Consider the following 22,278-nt stretch of genomic DNA (forward strand, 5'->3'; position numbering starts at 1 on the left):
GACGTGGAGAATGAACCTGGGCCACCGGCCCCGTCCCCCGCACCGAGTCTTCGTCTCGCTGTCAATCCTACTGTGCCCGGGGGACAGAACCACCACTCGGCACCCTCAGAGAGGCGGCTGAGAAGTCCATAGCCGGCAGAACCCCATCGCCCACGACTCCCCCCACACGCCAGGCTTGGATCGCACGCGCCGCCGCCGAACGGGTTGACCCGCGCCCGGGCGGGTCGGGGGTCGCGGCCGGGGCGTCCGTGCCGTACGTTTGCGGCGCCCCGGAACCAGCCTTGATCTTTACGGCCTGGAACCGGGACGATCGACCCGATCGACCCGACACGTGCTCTTTAAGAGGTGACAGATGGGGCTGGACAACGTCGCGGTGCACTGGCCGCGGACCGGCCGCTTCTACGATCCGGTGGCGCCGGCCGAGTTCGTCGACTTCGGCGAGATCGTCGACCTGCCGCGAATCTCCGCGCCGACGGCTGCCCTGGCCGAGCTGATCGCGAAGACCGGCACCATCCGGGCGACCGCGTACACCGAGTTGGTGGATCTGCTCCTCGGCCTGGAAGGTGTGTTGTACGCCACAGACGCCGCCGCCGAGGACGAGGACCCGGTGATCGACCCGGACGGTTGTTCCTGGATCGCCAGCGGGATCGAGAGGTTCGTCGCGGGGCACCGCGCGTACGGCGAGGCGGTGACCTTCGAGTCGGTGAGCACCGTGCTGCGTTCCCTGCTCGGCGACGGCAGGCTGGCGGAGCAGCAGTTGCGATGGCTGGAGAGCCGGCTGGACGCGCTGCGCGACGAGCGCGGCGACCCGCCGCAGTGGAACTTCACCTGTGCCGAGCTGGGCGTGCTGGCGGCGTTCTACCGGCGCTGCGCGGAACGCGGCTTCGCCGTCTACGCCGACGCCTGACCCGCGCCGGTCTGCTCAGCCGCTACGCCGCCGGCCGGTCGATTGGCCGCCGCGATCAGCTGGGTGAGCACCCCGTGCAGGTGTTGCAGGTCCTCGACGGGCAGCCCGAGGCGCTGCACGATCGCGGCCGGGATCAGCTCGGCCTGACTGCGGAGCGCGGCACCGCTGGCGGTCAGGGTGACGGCGAGGCTGCGCTCGTCACTGGGGTCGCGTTCCCGGCGCAGGTAACCGGCCGCTTCGAGCCGCTTGAGCAGGGGTGACAGGGTGCCCGGATCGAGCTGCAACAGGCGGCTGAGGTCGCGGCCGGACAACGGCGCGTGCTGCCAGAGCGCCAACATGACCAGGTACTGCGGATGGGTCAGCCCCATCGGTTCCAGCAGCGGCCGGTAAACCGCCACCACACTCCGCGCGGCCACCGAGACGGCGAAGCAGACCTGCTGTTCCAGCGCCAACGGGTCGACGCCCTGCGGTCTCTCGCTCATCGGTTGCCCTCCCCACGCATGATGGCTATCGTACCAATCATTGGTACACCAACTGTTGGTGCGCCAATCATCAACGGGGCCAGCGTGGGAGAGGGCGGCAGATGAGCGACGACGGCGCGGTCACCAGGGCTCCGGGCGAGGGCGGCCGACTCCTGAGCTGGGCCTTCCGCCATCTCGCTGGCCCTGCTGACGGTGTGAAGGGCGCGGTGCAGGGCGGCTCCGCCGAGGCCCGCGAGGCGTGGAAACGGGACCTGGCCGAACGCAAGCGCTACACCCGGGAGCAACGCGAACTCAAGCGGGCCGCGCGCGAGGCCAACCGACGGGGCTGATGCCCGGTCAGCCGTACGTGTCGCGGGGGCCTCGCCCGCGTACCCGACGCGGCCCCTTCGACCACGACGGCGCGGCCGGTCCGTGGATGTGCAGCTTGCGCACCACGTTGTGACCGACCTCGCTGGCGATCTGCTTGAGCAGCGAACCGGCCAGCAGCCGCAGTTGGGTGGCCCACGCCGTCGACCGCGCCTCCACTGTCAGCTCACCGTTCTCCAGCTTGACCGGGCGGCTGTTCTGCGCGACCTCCGCACCGACAACCCGCTCCCAGGCACCGAACACGGTCGCCTCGGCCGCCGGCTGCTGCCAGCCACGCGCCTTCACCAACCGGTTCAGCACCGCGCCGAGCGGCTGCGGGTCGCGGGGGTCGGGGCCCGGGCCGGAGTAGCCCCGCAACCGCCGCCCCGAGCCGCCGGCAGCGTCGCCGCCCGCACCCCCAGGGGTACGCCGCGCGCGGGCCGCCGCCTGCCGCTTGGACAACGCCGCGTCGAGCACCGCCCGAGCCAACTCCGGCCCACTGGCGGCCGCCGCCGGCTCACCGCCGGTCGACTCCGCCCCGGGGGTACGCGCACCCGTGCCCGCCTCGGGCCGCTTGGCGTCTGACTCATTCGACACGGCGTACCGTCCCTTCGCCGACCCGGTAGCGGCTGCCCCGCAGGGCCGCCGGCACGTCGTCGTCCACCGCGCAGGTGACGAGCAGCTGACTCGCCCCGCCGACCAGCTCCGCCAGCCGTTCCCGGCGGCCAGTGTCCAACTCGGCGAAGACGTCGTCGAGCACCAGCACTGGCTCGATGCCGTCGGCCCGCAGGAGGTCGTAGCCGGCCAGCCGCAAGGCGAGCGCGAACGACCACGACTCGCCGTGGCTGGCGTACCCCTTGGCGGGTAGTGGCCCGAGGGCCAGCGCCAGCTCGTCGCGGTGCGGGCCGACCAGGGTGGTGCCCCGTTCGATCTCGGCGGAGCGGGACGCGACCAGGGCCGCGGCGAGTGCCTCCGCCAACACCGCCCGGTCGGTGGTCGGCTCGGCCAGGTCGATCGAGGGGCGGTAGGTGATGCCGGCGGCGCCCCGGCCGGCGGCCACCGCGTCGTACGCCTTCGCGACGTGCGGGGTGAGCGCGGCGACGAGCTCCAGGCGGCCAGCGAGCAACTCCGCGCCGTGCTGGGCCAGGTGGGCGTCCCAGACGGCGAGAGTCCCCAGGTCGCCGCCTCGCGACCCGCCGGTCTTGCGCGCCAGGTACGCGGTACGCAGCAAGGCGTTGCGCTGCTTGACCACCCGCTCGTAGTCGGCCCGTACGCCCGCGTACCGGGGTTGGCGGCTGACCAGCAGGTCGTCCAGGTAGCGGCGGCGCTCGGCCGGGTCGCCCCGGACCAGCTCAAGGTCCTCCGGGGCGAAGAGCACGAGTCGCAGGGCGCCGAGCACGTCCCGGGCCCGCCGCGCCGGTGACCGGCCGAGCCTGGCACGGTTGGCCTTGCCGGGCACGATCTCCAACTCGACCAGGAGTTCCCGCCCGTCGTGCGCCACCGCGCAACGGATCACCGCCGACGTGGCACCCATCCGCACGAGTGGGGCGTCGGTGGCGACCCGGTGCGAGTCCAGGGTCGCCACGTAGCCCAACGCCTCGACGAGATTCGTCTTGCCGACGCCGTTGGCGCCGATCAGGACGTTCGCCCCCGGTTGGAGATCGACGGCCACCCGCTCGTACGAGCGGAAGTCGACCAGTTCCAACCGTTGGACGTACACCGGGTGTCGATACCGCTCAGCGCTTGTGGACGGCGTGGCCGCCGAACTGCTGACGCAGCGCGGAGACGGCCTTCATGGCGGGCGAGTCGTCCTGTCGCGAGGCGAACCGGGCGAACAGCGAAGCGGTGATCACATTCAGCGGTACGGCCAGCCGGACCGCCTCGTCGACGGTCCACCGACCCTCGCCGGTGTCCTCGGTGTAGCCGCTCAGGTCGGCCAGCTCCGGGTCCTCGTCGAGCGCCCGGTCCAGCAGGTCGAGCAGCCAGGAGCGGACGACGGTGCCCTCTCGCCAGGACTTGATGACGCCCGGCACGTTGGTCACCAACTCGGAGGCCGCCATCAGCTCGTAGCCCTCGGCGTAGGCGTGCATCAGGCCGTACTCGATGCCGTTGTGCACCATCTTCGAGTAGTGCCCGGCGCCGACCGGCCCGGCGTGCACGAAGCCGAACTCGCCCTCCGGCTTGAGAGCGTCGAAGATCGGCATCAGCCGGTCCACGTGCTCCTGGGAGCCGCCGACCATCAGCCCGTAGCCGTTCTGCCGACCCCAGACGCCACCGGACACGCCGACGTCGATGTAGCCGATGCCGCGCTCGTTGAGCCGTTCGGCCCGGGGCGCGTCGTCGCTGAACCGCGAGTTGCCGCCGTCGATGATGATGTCGCCCTCGCCGAGCACAGCGGCCAGCTCGTCGATGGTCGCGTCGGTAACGCCGGCGGGCACCATGACCCAGACCGCGCGCGGCGACTCGAGCTTCTCTGCCAGGCCCGCGAGGGATGCGACGTCACTGATCTGCGCGTTATGGTCGAAGCCGACGACTTCGTGACCAGCGGCGCGCAACCTCTCCCGCATGTTGCCGCCCATACGGCCGAGACCTACAAGGCCGAGCTGCATGTGTGTGTACCTCCGTGGATCTTTGGTGCTGGGCGCGATCAGCGAGAGACGCGGATCGGCATGATGAGGTACCGGTACCCGGGAATGACGTCGCCATCCTCGCCGGCGGGGGAGATCACGGCGGGCTTGAAGGCGTCGACGAACGACAGGACGGCCGTCTGGGAGCCCAGGTTTGCCAGGCCGTCGATGAGGTACTGCGGGTTGAACCCGATGGTCAGCGCGTCACCGGTGAAGGTGGCCTCCATCGCCTCGCTGGCGCGGGCCTCCTCGGAACCACCGGCCTCCACCACCAGGCCGTCGGCGCTGAAGCTCAGCAGCACCGGGGTGGTGCGCTCGGCAACCAGCGCGACCCGCTTGACGACCTCGATCAGGGTGCTGACCGGCACCCGGGCCTCGGCGTTGTGGGTGGCCGGGAAGAGCGACCGGACCGGCGGGTAGTTGGCGCCGTCGAGCAGGCGGCTGGTGGTGCGTCGGGTGCCACCGGCCAGGCCGACCATGCCCTCGCCCGCAGCGCCCTGGGCCAGGGCGAGAGTGACCTCGCCACCCAGCGGGCCGAGGGCCTTGGCGGTGTCGTTCAGGGTGCGGGCCGGCACCAGGGCGTTGATGCTCACGTCGGGGTCGTCCGGCCGCCACTGGATCTCACGCAGGGCCAACCGGTAGCGGTCGGTGGCGAGCATCGAGAGCGTGCTGCCGGAGAGCTCGACGCGCACGCCGGTCATCATCGGAAGGGTCTCGTCCCGGCCGGCCGCGATGGCCACCTGGGAGACCGCCGTGGCGAACGCGGCGGCGTCGACAGTGCCGGCGCTCTGCGGCATCTCGGGCAGTGCCGGGTAGTCCTCCACCGGCATGGTGGGAAGGGTGAACCGGGCGCTGCCGCAGACCAACTCGAGGTGCGCGCCGACCGCGGCGATGTCCACCGGCTTGGCCGGCAACGCCTTGGTGATCTCGGCGAGCAGGCGGCCGGAGACGAGGGCGGCGCCGTCGGCGTCCCCCTGCACCTCGACGGTCACCTGGCTGGAGACCTCGTAGTCGAAGCCGGAAACCCGCAGGTTGCCGTCGGTGACCCGGAGCATCACCCCGGCGAGCACCGGTACGGACGGCCGGTTGGGCAGGCTCTTCGCGGTCCACGCCACGGCCTCGGCGAGCGCGTCGCGCTCCACTCGGAACTTCATCAATGCCTCCGCGTCGACGTCAGCGACAACTCTCTCATGCCGACCGCTGCCTACCGTCCCGCCCGACCGTGCGGGTACCCATCGCACCTTAGGGCGCGGGGGTATCGGCTGTGCGCCCGACCCCACGGATCGTGTCGATGCTGACCGGTTGATCCGGCAGCGTTCGGCCCGATCCACAGAAAGCCCAACGGTGATGATTGGTTTTTGTTCTCTTAGAAGAGATAACTCATCGTCTTCATCGCACCTGTGCAAACTGTGGAAAAGCCAGGTCTGCGCAGCTCAGACAGGTTATCCACCGGTGATTTAGCTGTGGAGAACCGGGGGTACAACGTGCTTGCCTGTCCACAGCCCGCTCTCGTCCACCGGTTGTCCACCGTCGTCCACCGGTTGTCCACCGGTAATCCACCGACTTTCTCCCCAAGCCTGTGGACGACGATGAAGATCACCATTGCCGTCATCCCCAGAACCTTCAACAGCTCGTACACAGGTCGACGGCCATCGGTGGATAACGTGCCGGTTGTCCCCAGGCGTCCACAGCCTCGTACACAGGGTTTCTCCACAGCCTGTGGGTAACCGTTGACGGACGGACCGTAGTTATCCACCGGCGGTGGACAACGAGCTGTGGACAACGACTGGAAGGCGAGGCGGTCACGGCCTCGATCCTGTGGCCTACACCATGTCGAGAGTCCACCCGGGAACCGAAAAAAGTACGCCCGGCCGGGTCTCCGGCCGGGCGTGTCCCGGGCTGTGCGCCGTCACGACGGCTGGCGTACGCCTCAGCTGTTCTGCTTGATCCGGTTGGTCAGCTCGGCGATCTGGTTGTAGAGAGAGCGGCGCTCCGCCATCTGCTGACGGATCTTCCGGTCGGCGTGCATCACAGTGGTGTGGTCCCGACCGCCGAATGCCTGACCGATCCGGGGCAGCGACAGCTCGGTCAACTCCCGACACAGGTACATGGCCACCTGCCGCGCGTTGACGAGCACGCGGGACCTGGACTGGCCCCGGAGGTCCTCCAGGCTCACACCGAAGTAGTCAGCCGTCGACGCCATGATCTGATCGGCGTTGATCTCCGGCCCGGCGCCGTCGGGCATGAAGTCCCGGAGCACCTCCTCGGCCAGGGACAGCTCGACGGTCGACCGGGTCAGGCTGGCGAACGCCGTCACCCGGATCAGCGCCCCCTCCAGTTCGCGGATCGAGTTCGACACCCGGGAGGCGATGAACTCCAACACGTCCGGCGGGGCGTACATCCGCTCCTGCGCCGCCTTCTTCTGCAGGATCGCGATCCGGGTCTCCAGGTCCGGCGGCTGGATGTCGGCCAGCAGCCCCCACTCGAACCGGGTTCGCATCCGGTCCTCCAGGGTGGCGAGCTGGCGCGGTGACCGGTCGGAGGTGATCACGATCTGCTTGTTGGCGTTGTGCAGGGTGTTGAAGGTGTGGAAGAACTCCTCCTGGGTGCGCTCGCGGTTCTCCAGGAACTGGATGTCGTCGATCAGCAGGATGTCGACGTCGCGGTAGCGCCGCTGGAACGCGCTGGTCTTGTCGTCCCGGAGCGAGTTGATGAAGTCGTTGGTGAATTCCTCGGTCGAGACGTACCGGACCGAGCGGGCGTTGCCGAGGGTCGTGGCGTAGTGCCCGATGGCGTGCAGCAGGTGCGTCTTGCCCAGACCGGAGTGCCCGTAGATGAAGAGCGGGTTGTACGCCTTCGCCGGTGACTCCGCCACCGCCACGCTCGCCGCGTGCGCGAAGCGGTTGGACGATCCGATGACGAACGTCTCGAACATGTACTTCGGGTTGAGCCGGTTACCACCGGTGTCGGCACCGGGCAGCCGGCGGTCGTCGCGACCACCCGTGCGGTGGTCGACCCCGCTACGGCCCGGGCCGCTGTCCGTGCCGGTGTCCCGGGGAAGCGCGCGGATCACGTGCTGGTCGCGCGGAGACGCCGACTCTTCCCGGTAGCGGGGCTCGTAGGGCCGGGTGTCCGGACCCGGGGGGTCCAGCCGGGCGGCCTGCTCGTCGTAGCCACGCCGGTCGGGCCCGGGCCGGGGAGTACGCATCGGCTCCGCGAAGGCGGTGCTGAACAACGCCTCCTGCCCGTCCCTGCTGGCGGGGATCAGCCCCGGGCGGTGCGCGTCGACGGCCGGCGCGAGGGGCGGACCCGCAGGTGCGGGTGGCGCGGTCGGCTCGGGCGCGCGATTCGCGTGGGCCTGCTCGGGGATCAGCGGGTCGGCGGACGGCCGAGCGCCCTGGTCGTCGAAGGGGTCGGCAGCCGGACCCTCGGAGTCGAACGGCCCGGTCTCCGGAGCACTGCGGTAGACGGTGCCGGCAGGTCGGCCGGTGGCGTCCTCGGCAACCCGGACGGTGACCGCCACCTGGATCGGCCGACCCAGCCGGCGGGTGAGTGCCTCGGTGATCGCCGGACGGAGCCGAGACTCGATCACGTCGCGGGTGAAGGCGTCCGGGACGGAGAGCAGAGCGGTGTCCTCGACTATCGCCCGCAGCCGGGTCAGTCGGAGGTAGGCACGCTGCTGAGCGGAGATGATCTCGTCGGCGAGCTCGTCGGTCGCCGCTAACCACACTGCGGCAAGGTCGGTTGTACCGGCCACCGTCGTGCCACCCCCTCGCCTCTGCTCCCGGCCGCCGCTGTCTGCCAGCCGGCCGTCCCGGGCCCGCCGCGTTCGCGGGTGGAACAACACCCACCTGACGGTCGACCGGTGGTCATCCACAAGTTATCCACAGCCTGTGTACCGACCGATTGTGGCCTCCGCCGGACGCGGGTGGGACCTGCCCCTGCCTGAACGGGCGCTGAAGCGGGTTCACCGTGCCGAACGATTCACTACCTGGTCCGGTCTTGCCTGTGCGACGACCGGAGCTTCCGACGCTCACCGCAATCGGGCACGGTAACAGCGTTGTCCCTGCGCCATCAACCGGCGACGCGGCGGGGGCCTTCTCGGCATCAGCGAAAACCACCCTTCGGCCTCGGGCGCGTCCCGTTGACCCCCGCCCGAGGTGTTTGACGGTCATTGCCCCCCTGCGTAGGCTGGAACGGCTGCTTTCTCGCCCTCTGCTAGGGTGATGGGTGCTTGCTGTCCACGGTCGCATCCCCGCATCGCCGAGGTCCCGCTCCGCCGGACAGCACCGATCGTGGGCCACCGTCGAGGTGGCCTGGACCACCACACGACCCCGGCGATTCCGTCGTACGGGGCGCGTACGAAAACGGAGAGCCTGACGTGAGCAAGCGCACCTACCAGCCGAACAACCGCCGGCGCGCGAAGACCCACGGCTTCCGGCTGCGCATGCGCACCCGTGCCGGCCGTGCCATCCTCTCGAGCCGTCGCGCCAAGGGTCGCACCACCCTGTCGGCCTGAGCCGACCGGGCCGGTCCGGGGGACGTGGGCAGTCGTGCTGGCCGCCGCACAGCGACTGCGGCGCAGCACTGACTTCGCCGCAGCGGTTCGTGGTGGCCGGCGCGCCGGGCGTGGTGCCGTCGTGGTCCACCTGACCGTGCCGGTGATCGCCGACCCCAGCACACCTACCTCGTCGGAGCCGGTGCGGGACAACAGTGCGGAGCAGTTCTCCGTGCCGTCCCGTGCCGGCTTCGTCGTGTCCAAGGCCGTCGGCAACGCGGTGACCCGTAACCGGGTCCGGCGTCGACTGCGCGCGCTGGTCCGGGAACGGCTGGTCGACCTGCCGTCCGGCAGCACCCTGGTCGTCCGGGCGCTCCCCGCGGCGGCGCAGGCTTCGTACCCTCGGCTCGCCACCGACCTGGACGCCGCCCTCGCGGTCGCCAGGTCACCCCGCGAGCGGCGGCCTCGATGAGCGACACCGGGCAGACCGGCGCACGCCCGTCGACAACCGGTGCCAAGGTGCTGATCGCGCCCATCATCGCGTACCGTCGGTGGATAAGTCCGGCTCTGCCGGCCCGCTGTCGGTTCTACCCGTCGTGCAGTGCGTACGCCCAGGAGGCGGTCGTGCGGCACGGCGCGCTCCGGGGAACCCTGCTGGCGGTCCGGCGGCTGTTGCGCTGCCACCCCTTTCACCCTGGTGGACATGACCCGGTACCGGAGCCGGGCGGCCGCCGCCGTGCTGATGTGACTGGAGCCCCGAATTGAGTCTCGACTGGATCTACTACGCGATTTCGTGGATCCTGCTGACCTGGCACTCTGCCTGGGACGCCATCGGGGTGCCCGTCGGCGCGGTGATCGGCACCAACTTCGCCTGGATCCTGGCGATCATCTTCCTGGTGGTCACCGTCCGGGTGATCCTGTTCCCCGTCTTCGTCAAGCAGATCAAGTCGCAGCGGGCCATGCAGGCGCTCCAGCCCAAGGTCAAGGAGCTTCAGGAGAAGCACAAGGGTGACCGGGAGACGCTCCAGAAAGAAATGATGGAGCTGTACAAGAAGGAGAAGGCCAACCCGCTGATGGGTTGCCTTCCGATGTTCCTTCAGATCCCGGTCTTCCTCGGCCTCTTCCACGTGCTGCGCCGCCTCGACCCGGACAAGCAGAACAAGACGCTGTACGGCTGGACCGCCGACCAGTTCCAGAGCGCCTCGCAGGCGAAGCTCTTCACCGCCCCCATCGCCGGCAAGTTCGGCTCCACGGCCGACGAGCTGGCCAGCCTCGGCGCCAACGGCACCACCGTCAAGATCATCGCCGGTGTCCTGGTCCTGGTCATGATCGCGACCACCTACCTGACCAGCCGTCAGATGATCCTCAAGACCGGCTGGGCCGAGGACCCGCAGCAGCGGATGATCCAGCGACTGATGCTCTACGGCATCCCCGCCTCGCTGCTGATCTCCGGCGCGATCTTCCCGATCGGTGTGATCATCTACTGGGTCACCAACAACCTCTTCACTCTCGGCCAGCAGCAGTGGGTGCTGCGGAAGTTCCCGCCGCCGGTGACCGCCAAGAAGGCCACCGCCCCCGCCGCCAGCCGCAACCCGGTGCAGCCCGCCAAGTCCGGTGGCCTGTTCGGTCGGGGCAAGACGGCCCCGCCCGCGCCGGTCAAGGCCGCCGCTCCCAAGGTTGCCGGGCCGAAGCCGGGTGCCAAGCCGATGAACAACCCGAAGAAGGGTCGCCCCGCCAAGCGGCAGGGCTGACCTGCGAGGGCCGCCGCCGGTGATCCGACGGCGGCCCGTTCCGCACCGTGCAGCCGCCGCATGGCCGGCGCCGGACGGAACCGACCGCGCGCCGCGCGGCCACGGGCGACACTGCCCGTACAGACGTGCCCGCGGGCACCGGCGACCTCCCGCCGGCCCCGGGAAACCAGTCGGACCCGACGGTCCGGCCGAGCGAGTACGGAGATGAGACCGTGACCGAGACCAGCATCCCCCGCACCGAGCAGCCAGTGGACGAGGAGGAGACCGCGACGCTCGCGGTGGACGGCGACGACACCGAGGACGACGACACCGAGGCGGACGACGACACCGACACCGCCGCGTCCGGCGCCCGGTCGAAGAAGGCCGTCGGCGAGGGCGACCTGTTCCGGCAGAGCGAGATCGCGGCCGACTACGTCGAAGGGTTGCTCGACATCCTCGACTACGACGGCGACATCGACGAGCTGGTCGCCGCGGGCCGGCCCATGGTCGAGGTGGTCGGCGAGCGTCTGCAGAACCTGGTCGGTCAGCGCGGGGCCACCCTTGAGGCCCTCCAGGAGTTGACCCGCCTTGCCGTCTTCCGGCAGACCGGCACCCCGAGCCGTCTGCTGCTCGACGTCGGCGGTTACCGGGCGAACCGCCGCAAGGAACTCGCCGCCGTCGCCAAGAACGCCGTCGAGAAGGTCAAGGAGTACGGCGAGCCGGTGCGCCTGGAGGCGATGTCCGCGTTCGAGCGTAAGTGCGTACACGACGTGGTCAACGCCATGTCCGGTGTGGCCAGCGAGTCCGAGGGTGTGGAGCCGAACCGGCGCATCGTCGTACGGCCGGCGGACTGACCGAGTGACCCACGACGACAACACGGCCGACGCCGTGTCCGGCCCGGGCGGTACGCCGCCCGGGCCGTCGCCTGTCCGACCGTCCACTCCGGACGCCGGCTCTGCTGGATCCGGCATTGCGCCTTCACCGGACGACGCGGCCCTGCCGCCCCAGTTGGCACCGGCCGCGCTGACCCTCTTCGGTGACCGTCTCGACCTGGCTGCCGCGTACGCCGAACTGCTGGCCACCGACGGGGTCGTCCGTGGTCTGATCGGCCCTCGAGAGGCGCCCCGCATCTGGGATCGTCACCTGCTTAACTGCGCCGCGGTCGCCGAGCGCATCCCGTCCGGCGCGACAGTGCTCGACGTCGGGTCGGGCGCGGGTCTGCCGGGGCTGGTGCTCGCCATCGCACGGCCCGACCTCACCGTCACCCTGATCGAGCCGCTCGCCCGACGCACGTCCTTCCTGATCGAGGTCGTCGAGCAACTCGGCCTGGCGAAGTCGGTGCGCGTGTTCCGGGGTCGGGCCGACGAAGCGGCCACCGGGTCGAGCGGCCGGGACCCGATCAGCGGGGACGTGGTGACCGCCCGCGCCGTCGCCCCCCTCGATCGGCTGGCGACCTGGAGTCTTCCCCTCGCCGTGCGGGGCGGCCGTCTGCTGGCACTGAAGGGGTCGTCCGCCACCGCGGAGATCGAACAGCACGCCGAGGTGGTGACGCGGCTGGGTGGTGGCGAGCCGACCGTGCACCTCTGCGGCGTCGACGTGATCGACCCACCCACCACCGTCGTGGAGATCGTGCGCGAGCGGATGGTCGGTCCTCGTCCGGTGGCGAGCAAACGTGACAGGGGCAGTCGCTCCCGCCGACGCTGACACTTCGCGCCATCGGGCTTCCGGCCGGTGGGTTGCCTCGTTGTACCGGTACGGATGGACGAGGAGATGAGAACCCGACGTGGACCGGCCGCGCCCGTCCGCCGTAGGCTGACCGCGCGTCGATAGTGTGGAGCGGTCGGTGGACGTCGTGGGTTTCCGACCGCTCCCGAGGGCCGCACGCTCCGGGTTGCGGGCGTGGTGTGGCCAAGTTGACCGGGGCGCGGACCGACCATCCGAAGCGGGCAGGGATGACAGGTGCATGACGACGGCAGGTACGACGATCCACACGTGACCGGGGCTACCAACGATCCCGTTTCACGTGAAACCGACTACCCGAACTGGTCGCCCGGCGTGACCGGGCCAGGAGAAGACGGTTCGCCGGCTTCACGTGACCACCGTCCGGGGCCGGAACGGCCGGAAAGCTCGACCACGCCGGATCCCGCGAGCGTTCGCCGGACCTCTGAGGGTCTGAGTCGACCGGTCAACGCCGCCGAGGTCCGGTCGAGTTCGGGGCGTCGCAACACCGCGGCGGCGGTTCGGTTCGAGTCGGCGGTTCCGCACCAGCCCACCGCAGCGGCTGCTCCGGACACCACGTCGATGGTCACCGAAGCGCCGGTCGCTTCGACCGAGTCGTTGGCCGCCGTGGCCGCCGACCCCACGTACGTTTCACGTGAAACCCCGACGCGCGAAGAGGATGACCCACCGTTGGCTATGGAGGCGATGCGCGCCGTGCAGATCCTGAATCCCAGTGGCGAGGTGACCATGCCTCGACCGGACCGGACCCGGGTCATGTGCGTCGCCAACCAGAAGGGCGGCGTGGGTAAGACCACCACCACCGTCAACCTTGCGGTGGCGCTCGCCCTGCACGGCAACCGGGTGCTCGTGGTGGACCTTGATCCGCAGGGCAACGCCTCGACCGGGCTCAACGTCCCTCACCACACCGGCATCCCGGACGTCTACGACTGCCTGATCAACAGCGTGCCCCTGGTGGAGGTGGCGCAGGCGGTGGAGGGCATCCCGAACCTGTGGTGCGTACCCGCGACCATCGACCTGGCCGGTGCGGAGATCGAGCTGGTCTCGGTCGTGGCGCGTGAGTCGCGGCTGGACCGCGCCATCGCCGCCTACCCCGGCCAGTTCGACTACGTCTTCATCGACTGCCCGCCCTCGCTTGGCCTGCTCACGGTCAACGCCCTGGTGGCCGCGCAGGAGGTGCTGATTCCGATCCAGTGCGAGTACTACGCACTGGAAGGGCTCAACCAGTTGATCAACAACATCAACCTGGTGCGCCAGCACCTCAACCCGAAGCTGGACGTCTCCACGATCCTGCTGACCATGTACGACCGCCGTACGCGGTTGGCCGACGCCGTCGAGCAGGATGTCCGGAACCACTTTGGTGACAAGGTCCTCCAGGCGGTCATCCCCCGCAACGTCCGGGTCTCCGAGGCGCCGAGCTACGGCCAGTCGGTGATGACCTACGATCCCGGTTCGCGGGGAGCAACGAGCTACTTCGAGGCCGCCCAGGAGATCGCCGAGCGGGGCGTCAAGGAGCCGGTGGGCCGGAATGCGTAGTGCGGACGAGTCGCTGGGAGGCGTGGCATGAAGAACCGTCCTCGGGGCGGTCTGGGTAGGGGCCTTGGGGCGCTGATCCCGACCGGACCGGCGCCGGATGCCGCCGGCACCGCGACGGCTGTTGAACCGGACAACGACCAGGAGGCGGTAGCTGCCACAGCCGCCGCTCCTGCGGTGTCCGTCAGGGCACCGGTCCACGAACCGGAGCCCGCTCTCAGCCCGGTGCCGGGAGCACGCTTCGCCGAGATTCCGGTCGACGCGATCCTGCCCAACCCGAAGCAGCCCCGTCAGGTCTTCGACGAGGAGGCACTGGAAGAGCTCAAGACCTCGATCCAGGAGGTTGGCTTCCTCCAGCCCATCGTCGTCCGCCAGCTCGACGACGAGAAGTACGAACTCGTCATGGGTGAGCGGCGATGGCGTGCCGCCCAGGCGGTGGGGCGGGAGAACATCCCGGCGATCGTCCGGGACACCCGTGACGACGCCATGCTCCGCGACGCATTGCTCGAGAACATCCACCGGGCCAACCTCAACCCCCTCGAAGAGGCCGCTGCCTACCAGCAACTGCTGGAGGAATTCGGAGCCACCCACGAGGAGCTGGCCCGCCGGATCGGCCGGAGTCGTCCGCAGATCTCGAACACGATTCGGCTGCTGAACCTGCCGGCTCAGGTGCAGCGCCGAGTGGCAGCGGGGATTCTGTCGGCCGGGCACGCCCGTGCACTGCTGAGCCTGGACGAGGCCGAGGCGCAGGAACAGTTGGCGTTGCGCATCGTGGCCGAGGGCCTGTCGGTCCGGGCGACCGAGGAGATCGTGGCGCTGACGCTCAACGACGGGTCTGCCAAGAATCAGGCCGCGAAGCGCCGACCGAAGGCACACGCGCCGGCCTTGAACGATCTCGCCGATCGGCTCTCCGACCGCTTCGACACCCGGGTGAAGGTGGACATCGGTAGGAGCAAGGGCAAGATCACGATCGAGTTCGCGACGGTGGACGACCTGGAGCGGATCGTCGGAATCATCGGAGTGCAGCAGGAGGAGGGCGAGGGCTGACCTCTCCTCCCGCCAACGGCCGCGCTACCCACCGGGGTGCGCGGCCGTTCTGTATCCCCTCGCCGTTTCACGTGAAACGGGCCCGGTGGTTTTGGGCTGGCGGCTGGCGGAGGGTGTGCCCCTGCTCAATCTCCTCTGGGCCCCTGACGAGCGCTCGTGAGTGCTCGGTCGGGAGGGCGCGGGTTGTCGGATGAGCCGAAGCCGACAGCGAGCAGGGCTGAGCCGGATCAGCCACCACCGCTCGGGTGGAGAGCGCTGCGCGTTGGTTGTGGCTCGCTGTTTGCCGGCTGTGCTTGCTCCCCACTGATGGGGTGCTCGACGGACGAGTCGATCGTGAGCAGTCCGGAGCGTCGACGCGGTCAGGTCAGGTCCGACGAATGAGCTGTTTCACGTGAAACGGCGATGGTGCGGGGACTTCGACCCCGGACGCCGCCTCAGCCTGGGCATCGGCGGCTGGCTCCGGCTGTCGAGGGCTGCCAAGCGGTGCGATCCCGGCGGATGCTCTTGGGGCGTCCTGCGCACCGCTGAGCGGCCCGCTGCGGTTCCGGATGCCCGTGGGGGTGGTTGCGGCCGACTGGGCTGTTCGGTGAGCCTCTCAGCGCTGCTGAGCGACCCGGCCGCGTGCCATGTCGGTCGACTGCGGCTTTGCGCGCCCGCTTCGGCCGCGATTCAAGCCCCGCTGGGTCCGCGTCCGCTGGGTCCGCGTCCGCTGGGTCCGCGTCCGCTGGGTCCGCGCCCGCTGGGTCCGCGCCCGCTGGGTCCGCGCCCGGGGCGCCGTCGGCGCCTGCCTTGGATCGTGCGGTGGCAGGTAGCTATCGGTCGCGGAGCTGCCGTGATCGACTCGAGATCACCGAAGTCGGGGTATCGGAGGCAGTGGGATACCGCGACTTCGCCGAACCCGAGTCGATCACGGCCGAATCGGCGAGCCGGGCCACCGAAGGCGGGGCCTCGCCGGCTTCTGACCGGAACGCCGATGGGACGCGTGTCGCCGTGCACGAGCCGCCCTGAGCGGAGGTGTGTAGACCAGTGGCCGCCGGCACCGAGCGCGTCGGTGAGTCGGGCGTGCGCACAGCTATCCCAAGCCTGTGGATAACGTGCCTGCGGACTGCGCCCGCGAGACCTCCACGGACCTGAGGCGGGCGTTCGGCCGATGATCGATTGAAGGGTGGCCGTACGCGCGCTGGGATCACCGCGAAGTCGAGGGACGCCCAGCACAGCACCGAAAAGGGGGTGTCGGCGAACAGTCGCAGCGGCCCTCTCCGGCGGTCTGCGGACAACGACCGACGGGCGGAAAAGTTATCCACACCGGTTTTCCACAGGCACCCTCGGTTTCACGTGAAACAGCGCGTGGGAGCGGGTGCATGCCTGTGGATGACGGCCCGTGTTCAGGATCTCGGCAGGCTGTGGATACCGCTCGACCAGAGGTCCGTGACCCGGTGTGGCGGGTCGACAACGGGTACCGATTCGCTGTGTCGAGATCGATCATTCAGGTAGGGACAGCGGTGCCAGACTCGGTTAGGGTCAGCGTCGTGCACGACACCCCTCCCTCAGTGCCGGACTTCACCCAGTGGCCGTCGTTCCCCTTCGAGGGCGACCTCCACGTGAAGCAACTCGATGATCCGGTCCCGGTCGAGCCGCCCCGGAAGGGCGAGGGTCTCCGGGAATGCACCGCCTGCAACGCGCCCGACGATGCTTACATCTGGGTCGGGGAGCGGTGGCGGGTACGCGCCATGGACCGGCCGACCGGACTGCCCATGGTTCTCATCCTGGAATCGCGGACTCACCTCGACCTCGGTGACCTGCCGAACCTGTTGGCTGCCGAGCTGGGCGTGATGACCGTACGTCTGGAGCGGGCCATCCGGTCCCTCGACGGCGTGGCCCGGGTGCACGTCAACCGGTGGGGAGACGGCTCGGCCCACCTGCACATGTGGTTCCTCGCCCGCCCGTACGGTCGCCTTCAACTGCGGGGCACCTTCCTGTCCCTCTGGGATTCGATCCTGCCGCCGATCTCCGAGGCCCAGTGGCGGGAGAACCTGGCGCTCGTCGCCGCCTGGCTCGCCGAATTCGGCGGCCGCCCGCTCGCCGAGCCGCCCCGCATCCAGTGGCAGGCGCCGTCCAGCCTTCTGGCACAGTCGGCCGCTGCGGATGCCGCTGCCGCCGAGGCAGCTGCTGTCTCTGTGATCGAGGCAGCAGAGGAGATTCCCGAGCCGGCAACCGACGCCGACGTGGCCCAGGGCGACACCGCGTCCGCATTTGACGAGGTATCGCTCGACGAGGATGCCGAGGCCGGCTCCACTGCACCCCCCAGCGATTCGACGGGTGGATCCGATGATGAGCCGGCATCAGCCGACGAGGCGTCAGGTGGAACCCCCGCCGGCACGCCGACGCCCGGCCCCGCAACGTCGAGCAACCAGGCCTCAGGCACGCCGACGCCCGGGATCGCCGGCACTGTGACGGCACCCGTCAACGCACGGTCTGTGCTCAACGACCCGGATGACGACGCCAGCGACGATGCCACCAACGGCCGCCAGTAACTCGGCCATCCCCGCACGCAGAGGACGAGTCCTCGCCCAACGGCCACCCCGGACAGCGAACACCGCAGCATCAAGGACGCCGCGAGGGCCGGCACCGCGACGTCTCGACGAACCGAACGATGAACCCGCCCCCGCCGGGCACGAGTGACCACAGGGCCGGTGACGGCATTCGCGTGCGCCGACCATCAGGTCGGCACACGCGTTGTGGACGCGGCGCGTCCCAAGCAGATCCGGGCGCGACACCCGCCGAGCAGATCAGGACACGGCGCTTTGTCGGCAGATCAGGACCGTAGGACGTTGCTGAGCAGATCAGGACGCGGCGAGGCGTGCCGCTGCGCGACTCACCAGCGTGCCGAGGAGGCGCCCGAAGTCCAGCCCTGCCGCCTGCACGGCGAGCGGCAGCAGTGAGGTCTCGGTCATGCCCGGAGAGACGTTGACCTCCAGCACGTGTGGCTGGCCGGACGCGTCGACGATCACGTCGACGCGGGAGAGGTCCCGCAGGCCGAGTGCGGTGTGTGCGGCGAGAGCCACGTCGGAGACCGTGGCGGCCACCTCCGGGTCGAGACGTGCTGGAGCGTGCCAGGTGGTGCGGCCGGCCGTGTAGCGGGCCGCGTAGTCGTAGACACCGTTGCGCGGCACGATCTCCACCGGCGGCAGCGCCTGCGGACCGTCACCGAGGTCGACCACGGAGACCGCGACGTCCATGCCGGCTACGTACCGCTCCACCAGGGCTGTGGAGTCGTACGCGAAGCAGCCGACCATCGCGGCGGGTAGCGCCGCGGCGTCCCTGACCACCGCGCCTCCGAGCCCGGACCCGCCCTGCGCCGGCTTCACCATGAGAGGGAGGCCCAGCCGGTCGACGATCCGGTCCAGTACGGCGACCGCGCCGAGTTCGGAGAAGCGATCGTGTGGGAGTGCCACCCAGTCCGGGGTGGGGATGCCGGCTTCGCGGAGCACCGCCTTGGCGGAGGGCTTGTCCCAGGCGAGTCGGGAGGCTCGGGCGTCACAGCCGACGTACGGGATGTCGCAGAGGTCCAGGACTCCCCGCAGCGAGCCGTCCTCGCCGGTGGCACCGTGCAGTGCGATCACCACGGCGTCCGGGGGGTCCGCGGCGAGCGCTGGCAGCAGCGCGACGTCGGCGTCCCGCATCTCGGCTTCCACCCCGACGGCGCGTAGCGCGTCGAGCACCCGGCGGCCGGAGCGTAGTGACACGTCCCGCTCATAGGAGAGCCCTCCCGCGAGCACCACCACGCGCAGGTCGGGCGAGGTTGCGGAATCGGTCACGAGGATGCGCTCAACGGCGGTCGTACCCATGCCGGCATCATGCCAAGTCGGGCCCTGGCACGTCGGAGCCGGCCCGGCCGCGTCGGCCGGCGGCACCACCCACGGCACCGAAGACCCGGCGCATCGCGATCTCCTGCTCCATGACCCCGGCCAGCCGGCGGACACCCTCGCGGATCCGCTCCGGCGGCGGGAAGCTGAAGTTGAGGCGCATCGCGCCGGTGCCGGTGCCGTCGGCGTAGAAACCGGTGCCGGGCACGTAGGCGACCCGGGCGGCGATCGCGCGCGGCATCATGGCCTTGGAGTCGAGCCCGTCGGGCAGGGTGGCCCAGACGAAGAGACCACCGGCCGGGGTGGTCCAGCTGGTGCCCTCGGGCATCAGGTCGGTCATCGCGTCGAGCAGGGCGTCCCGGCGTTCCCGGTAGACCTCGCGGTAGACCTTGAGTTGTTGCCGCCACGGCATGGTGCCGAGGTAGGTGGCCACAGCGGCCTGGGCGTAACCGCTCGGGCAGAGGATCTGCGCCTCGCTGGCGATGACCAGCTTGTCGCGGACCGCGTGCGGCGCGAGGATCCAACCGACCCGCAGCCCGGGGGCGAAGGTCTTGGAGAAGGTGCTGAGGTAGAACACGCCGTCCCGGCGGCGGGCCCGCAACGGCGCCGGGGCCTCACCCTCGAAACCCAGCTGACCGTACGGGTCGTCCTCGACGACGAGCAGACCGGCGCGTTCGCAGATGTCGAGCACCCGTTCGCGGCGCTCCTCGCTGAGGGTCACGCCGGCCGGGTTCTGGTAGGTGGGGATGGTGTAGAGGAACTTCACCCGGCGGCCGGCGCGCGCGAGGTCGGCGATGGCCGCCTCCAGCGCCTCGGGGACGAGACCGTCCTCGTCCATCGGTACGTGCACGACCTGCGCCTGGGCGGCCTGGAACACTCCGAGCGCACCGACGTACGTCGGACCTTCGGCGAGCACCACGTCACCCGGGTCGAGGAAGAGCCGGGCGACCAGGTCCAGGGCCTGCTGCCCGCCCACGGTGACCACGACGTCCTCCGGGGAGGCACCGCACGCCGCGTCGATCCCGGAGAGCGACATCACCTCGCAGATCCGTTCGCGCAGCTCGAGGGTGCCCTGACCGATGCCGTACTGGAGGGTGCTCACACCGTGTTCGGAGCCGAGCCGGCCGAGCATCTCACCGACCGCGTCCAGCGGCAGAGCGGCGATGTACGGGGCACCACCGGCGAGCGAGACGACCTCCGGGCGGCTGGCGACCGCGAACAGTGCTCGGATCTCCGAGGCGGTCATTCCGCGTACCCGCCGGGCGTACCGGTCGGTGTAGTCGTCGAGTGTCGTGCCGGTCATGACCTCACCTCGATCGCTGCTCGGGTGGCTGCCGCCCCGGGTACCCCACACGCCGCTGACCATGGCGGCGGGGCGCCGATTGTCGATCCTAGTCCGCCAGAGCCCCGCTGCCTGGGTGCCGAGACGGATCGACCACATGGCGGACCGTCCGCTCGACGTCCCCCGGTGCGGTGGGCATCTGCGCGTCCCCTCCCGCATCGCCGATCGGCGGCGTACGATCGCTCGTCGGGGGCAGGAAGGCGGCGCTGTCGTTCCATGCCGGTCTTACCACCGAGCCTATTGTGGGGATGCGCCATATGTCGCGACGTCTGGTCAGCCTGACCCTCGACACGCTTGAGGACCTTCCCAGTCCGTGCCGGCAGTGCGTCTACTGGGAGCTCGATCCGGTCTCCGCGGACCGGGCCTGCGCTGCGGGTGATCCGGGCCTGGAGAAGGAGGCGTGGGTCTCCCAGACGCTGTTGGAGTGGGGTTCCTGCGGCAAGCTCGCGTACGTCGACGGCATGCCGGCGGGCTTCGTCATGTACGCCCCGCCCGCCTACGTGCCCCGCTCGATGGCGTTCCCCACCTCACCGGTCTCGGCTGACGCGGCACTGCTGATGACCGCCAACGTGGTCGCCGCGTTCGCCGGTGGCGGCCTTGGTCGGATGCTGGTGCAGGGCGTCGCCCGGGATCTCACCAAGCGGGGGATCAAGGCCATCGAGGCGTTCGGTGACGCGAAGTTCGGCGACGCCGACGATCCGTCGGGTGGCTGCGTGGCGCCTGTCGACTTCTTCCTCTCGGTGGGGTTCAAGACCGTCCGTCCGCATCCGCGTTTCCCCCGGCTGCGTCTCGAGTTGCGCACCGCGCTGAGCTGGAAGTCGGATGTCGAGTACGCGTTGGAGAAGCTGCTCGGGTCGATGAGCCCCGAAACTCTGCTCCGGCCGGTTCGTCCCGCCCCGGCGACCCGTTCCACCAACGGCTGACGGTCGACGCCACGGGTGACCGACGATCAGTCGACCACAGTGCCGGCGGCCACGACGGCCCGCAGTTCGCTGACGTCGAGCGAACCGGTCGGGACGTCCCGTTCGATCGGGTAGTACATCCGCTGCACCGCGGCCACGATCGCCTCCACCACACGGTCCCGGAACCGGGGGTCGACCAGTTGGGCGCGGTCCGTGGGTGAGGTGAGGTACCCGACCTCGACCCGCACGGCGGGCATCCGGGTCAGTCGCAGCAGTTCCCAGGTCTTGGCGTGGGTACGGCAGTCCCGCAGCCCGGTACGCGCGACGATCTCCCGCTGCACGAGCCCGGCGAGGCGTTCACCGGTCGCCGAGGTCACCCCGTTGTCGGTGCCGTAGTGGTAGGTGGCGACACCCTCCGCGTCCGGGTTGGCGTGGCCGTCCAGGTGCAGCGAGATGAACACGTCGGCGCCGAGCGAGTTGGCCAGCAGGGCCCGGTCCGTGTCCGGCAGGCACCTGTCGGGCGACGGCCCTCTCGTGAGCTGTACCCGTACCCCGGACGCGGCGAGGCGCCCCTCCAGCCGGCTGGCCAGGTCGTGCACGAGGTCCGCCTCCGTCCAGCGCAGCGACCCGTCGGGTACCACCATCCCGGGGTCGGTGCCGCCGTGCCCGGGGTCGATCACCACCGTCTTGCCGACCAGCGCCGGCCCGGACTGCCGGATGGCGTCGGACTCGCGGAGCCACTGCGGGCGACCACCGACGACCTTGCGGCCGATCCGGCGCAGCGCGTTCATCGTGTGCGGGCCGCAGGATCCGTCGGGGGTGAGCCCGACCTCGCGCTGGAACTGCGCTACCGCGCGGGCCGTCCGGATGCCGTAGATGGAGTCGGCCCGGCCCACGTCGTACCCCATTTCCAGAAGCCGCTCCTGGAGCGACCGGACGTCCTCGCCGGTGAGCGGCTCGGGGACGGCGTGGTAGAGGGTGCGGGCACCGAGCCGCCAGCGGGCGGCGTCCAGGGCACGCCAGGTCTCCGCACCGACCCGACCGTCCACGCTGAGCCCGCGGGACTGCTGGAACGCGCGGACCGCCCGCTCGGTGTCGAGGTCGAACTCGTCAGCGTGCGTCCCGGCGGCGGGGAGGAGTTCGAGGCTGAGAAGGATGGTACGGATCTCCGTGACCGCGGGTCCTCGGTCACCGGGTCGGATCGGACGCACGCACGACCCCCTCTGCACGACGCTGGCTGGCCGGGCGGCCTCGGCTTGAGG

The 22,278-nt window shown here is 70.2% G+C and carries 21 protein-coding genes; 12 read left to right on the forward strand and 9 right to left on the reverse strand.

Translation table 11 applies throughout. From position 1 onward, the window contains the following. Window positions 1–352: 352 nt before the first annotated feature. Window positions 353–907 (forward strand): hypothetical protein, encoded by a 555-nt coding sequence (locus O3438_RS22485; protein WP_269681771.1) that lies wholly within the window; start codon window positions 353–355, stop codon window positions 905–907. Here O3438_RS22485 and O3438_RS22490 read toward each other — a convergent pair. Continuing rightward, complete coding sequence (locus tag O3438_RS22490) at window positions 892–1,389, reverse strand: MarR family winged helix-turn-helix transcriptional regulator (protein WP_269681772.1); 498 nt, start codon at window positions 1,387–1,389, stop codon at window positions 892–894. The two genes, O3438_RS22485 and O3438_RS22490, sit on opposite strands and share 16 nt — an antisense overlap. A 101-nt stretch (window positions 1,390–1,490) precedes the next feature. Here O3438_RS22490 and O3438_RS22495 point away from each other — a divergent pair, with 101 nt between their 5' ends. After that, complete coding sequence (locus tag O3438_RS22495) at window positions 1,491–1,718, forward strand: hypothetical protein (RefSeq protein ID WP_269681773.1); 228 nt, start codon at window positions 1,491–1,493, stop codon at window positions 1,716–1,718. A gap of 7 nt (window positions 1,719–1,725) precedes the next feature. On the opposite strand, the gene O3438_RS22500 is transcribed toward O3438_RS22495, so the two are convergent. The 5 genes from O3438_RS22500 to dnaA all read right to left on the reverse strand — a co-directional run bounded on the left by O3438_RS22500 (window position 1,726) and on the right by dnaA (window position 8,118). Next, the gene (locus O3438_RS22500) at window positions 1,726–2,331 is read right to left on the reverse strand and encodes a DUF721 domain-containing protein (protein ID WP_269681774.1); all 606 of its coding nucleotides are present in this window, start codon (window positions 2,329–2,331) and stop codon (window positions 1,726–1,728) included. Next, window positions 2,321–3,454 (reverse strand): DNA replication/repair protein RecF, encoded by a 1,134-nt coding sequence (recF, locus tag O3438_RS22505; protein ID WP_269681775.1) that lies wholly within the window; start codon window positions 3,452–3,454, stop codon window positions 2,321–2,323. Before recF ends, O3438_RS22500 begins: the two co-directional genes overlap by 11 nt. A gap of 16 nt (window positions 3,455–3,470) precedes the next feature. Continuing rightward, window positions 3,471–4,343, reverse strand: a complete 873-nt coding sequence (gene gnd, locus O3438_RS22510; RefSeq protein ID WP_269681776.1) for a phosphogluconate dehydrogenase (NAD(+)-dependent, decarboxylating) — start codon at window positions 4,341–4,343, stop codon at window positions 3,471–3,473. Window positions 4,344–4,381: 38 nt separating this feature from the next. Then, a complete protein-coding gene (gene dnaN, locus O3438_RS22515) occupies window positions 4,382–5,515 on the reverse strand; it encodes a DNA polymerase III subunit beta (protein ID WP_088987037.1) in 1,134 nt (377 codons plus the stop codon). Window positions 5,516–6,291: 776 nt separating this feature from the next. After that, entirely contained in the window at window positions 6,292–8,118 is a 1,827-nt protein-coding gene (dnaA, locus tag O3438_RS22520; protein ID WP_269681777.1) for a chromosomal replication initiator protein DnaA, read from the reverse strand. A gap of 624 nt (window positions 8,119–8,742) precedes the next feature. On the opposite strand from dnaA, the gene rpmH reads away from it, so the two are divergent. The 9 genes from rpmH to O3438_RS22565 all read left to right on the forward strand — a co-directional run bounded on the left by rpmH (window position 8,743) and on the right by O3438_RS22565 (window position 17,440). Further along, window positions 8,743–8,880 (forward strand): 50S ribosomal protein L34, encoded by a 138-nt coding sequence (gene rpmH / locus O3438_RS22525; RefSeq protein WP_007453904.1) that lies wholly within the window; start codon window positions 8,743–8,745, stop codon window positions 8,878–8,880. A 34-nt stretch (window positions 8,881–8,914) separates the two neighbouring features. Then, window positions 8,915–9,331, forward strand: a complete 417-nt coding sequence (gene rnpA / locus O3438_RS22530) for a ribonuclease P protein component (protein WP_269681778.1) — start codon at window positions 8,915–8,917, stop codon at window positions 9,329–9,331. Next, window positions 9,328–9,624, forward strand: coding sequence for a membrane protein insertion efficiency factor YidD (yidD, locus tag O3438_RS22535; RefSeq protein ID WP_269681779.1), 297 nt, complete (start codon window positions 9,328–9,330; stop codon window positions 9,622–9,624). The genes rnpA and yidD overlap by 4 nt, the downstream gene beginning before the upstream one ends. Next, window positions 9,621–10,610 carry a membrane protein insertase YidC gene (gene yidC / locus O3438_RS22540; RefSeq protein WP_269681780.1) on the forward strand — a complete coding sequence of 330 codons (990 nt, stop codon included), beginning with the start codon at window positions 9,621–9,623 and terminating at the stop codon, window positions 10,608–10,610. Before yidD ends, yidC begins: the two co-directional genes overlap by 4 nt. Window positions 10,611–10,822: 212 nt before the next feature. Beyond that, window positions 10,823–11,443, forward strand: coding sequence for a Jag family protein (locus O3438_RS22545; RefSeq protein ID WP_269681781.1), 621 nt, complete (start codon window positions 10,823–10,825; stop codon window positions 11,441–11,443). Between the two features lie 115 nt (window positions 11,444–11,558). Beyond that, window positions 11,559–12,293, forward strand: coding sequence for a 16S rRNA (guanine(527)-N(7))-methyltransferase RsmG (gene rsmG / locus O3438_RS22550; RefSeq protein WP_269683722.1), 735 nt, complete (start codon window positions 11,559–11,561; stop codon window positions 12,291–12,293). A 255-nt stretch (window positions 12,294–12,548) separates the two neighbouring features. Further along, window positions 12,549–13,862: a ParA family protein gene (locus O3438_RS22555; protein ID WP_269681782.1), complete on the forward strand. Its 1,314-nt coding sequence runs from the start codon at window positions 12,549–12,551 to the stop codon at window positions 13,860–13,862. A 27-nt stretch (window positions 13,863–13,889) separates the two neighbouring features. Beyond that, entirely contained in the window at window positions 13,890–14,906 is a 1,017-nt protein-coding gene (locus O3438_RS22560) for a ParB/RepB/Spo0J family partition protein (RefSeq protein WP_269681783.1), read from the forward strand. A 1,550-nt stretch (window positions 14,907–16,456) separates the two neighbouring features. Beyond that, on the forward strand, window positions 16,457–17,440 hold the full coding sequence (locus O3438_RS22565; protein ID WP_332367498.1) for a hypothetical protein: 984 nt from the start codon (window positions 16,457–16,459) through the stop codon (window positions 17,438–17,440). A 309-nt stretch (window positions 17,441–17,749) separates the two neighbouring features. On the opposite strand, the gene O3438_RS22570 is transcribed toward O3438_RS22565, so the two are convergent. Then, complete coding sequence (locus tag O3438_RS22570; RefSeq protein WP_269681784.1) at window positions 17,750–18,754, reverse strand: D-alanine--D-alanine ligase family protein; 1,005 nt, start codon at window positions 18,752–18,754, stop codon at window positions 17,750–17,752. A 7-nt stretch (window positions 18,755–18,761) separates the two neighbouring features. Continuing rightward, window positions 18,762–20,075: an aminotransferase-like domain-containing protein gene (locus tag O3438_RS22575; RefSeq protein WP_269681785.1), complete on the reverse strand. Its 1,314-nt coding sequence runs from the start codon at window positions 20,073–20,075 to the stop codon at window positions 18,762–18,764. 296 nt (window positions 20,076–20,371) lie between these two features. Between O3438_RS22575 and O3438_RS22580 the strand changes: the two genes are divergently transcribed. Continuing rightward, complete coding sequence (locus O3438_RS22580; protein WP_088987047.1) at window positions 20,372–21,037, forward strand: GNAT family N-acetyltransferase; 666 nt, start codon at window positions 20,372–20,374, stop codon at window positions 21,035–21,037. A 26-nt stretch (window positions 21,038–21,063) separates the two neighbouring features. Here O3438_RS22580 and O3438_RS22585 read toward each other — a convergent pair whose 3' ends face one another. Next, window positions 21,064–22,227, reverse strand: coding sequence for an N-acetylmuramoyl-L-alanine amidase (locus tag O3438_RS22585; protein WP_269681786.1), 1,164 nt, complete (start codon window positions 22,225–22,227; stop codon window positions 21,064–21,066). Window positions 22,228–22,278 lie beyond the last annotated feature (51 nt).

It is taken from the genome of Micromonospora sp. WMMC250 (assembly GCF_027460215.1).
GTDB classification, from domain to species: domain Bacteria; phylum Actinomycetota; class Actinomycetes; order Mycobacteriales; family Micromonosporaceae; genus Micromonospora; species Micromonospora taraxaci.

Excerpts from the sequence above, each read along its gene's own strand:
- O3438_RS22575 (WP_269681785.1), bottom strand. The coding sequence starts at position 20,075 with ATGACCGGCACGACACTCGACGACTACACCGACCGGTACGCCCGGCGG.
- O3438_RS22485 (WP_269681771.1), top strand. The coding sequence starts at position 353 with ATGGGGCTGGACAACGTCGCGGTGCACTGGCCGCGGACCGGCCGCTTC.
- dnaN (WP_088987037.1), bottom strand. The coding sequence starts at position 5,515 with ATGAAGTTCCGAGTGGAGCGCGACGCGCTCGCCGAGGCCGTGGCGTGG.
- yidD (WP_269681779.1), top strand. The coding sequence starts at position 9,328 with ATGAGCGACACCGGGCAGACCGGCGCACGCCCGTCGACAACCGGTGCC.
- O3438_RS22570 (WP_269681784.1), bottom strand. The coding sequence starts at position 18,754 with ATGGGTACGACCGCCGTTGAGCGCATCCTCGTGACCGATTCCGCAACC.
- O3438_RS22560 (WP_269681783.1), top strand. The coding sequence starts at position 13,890 with ATGAAGAACCGTCCTCGGGGCGGTCTGGGTAGGGGCCTTGGGGCGCTG.
- gnd (WP_269681776.1), bottom strand. The coding sequence starts at position 4,343 with ATGCAGCTCGGCCTTGTAGGTCTCGGCCGTATGGGCGGCAACATGCGG.
- O3438_RS22495 (WP_269681773.1), top strand. The coding sequence starts at position 1,491 with ATGAGCGACGACGGCGCGGTCACCAGGGCTCCGGGCGAGGGCGGCCGA.
- O3438_RS22580 (WP_088987047.1), top strand. The coding sequence starts at position 20,372 with ATGTCGCGACGTCTGGTCAGCCTGACCCTCGACACGCTTGAGGACCTT.
- O3438_RS22490 (WP_269681772.1), bottom strand. The coding sequence starts at position 1,389 with ATGAGCGAGAGACCGCAGGGCGTCGACCCGTTGGCGCTGGAACAGCAG.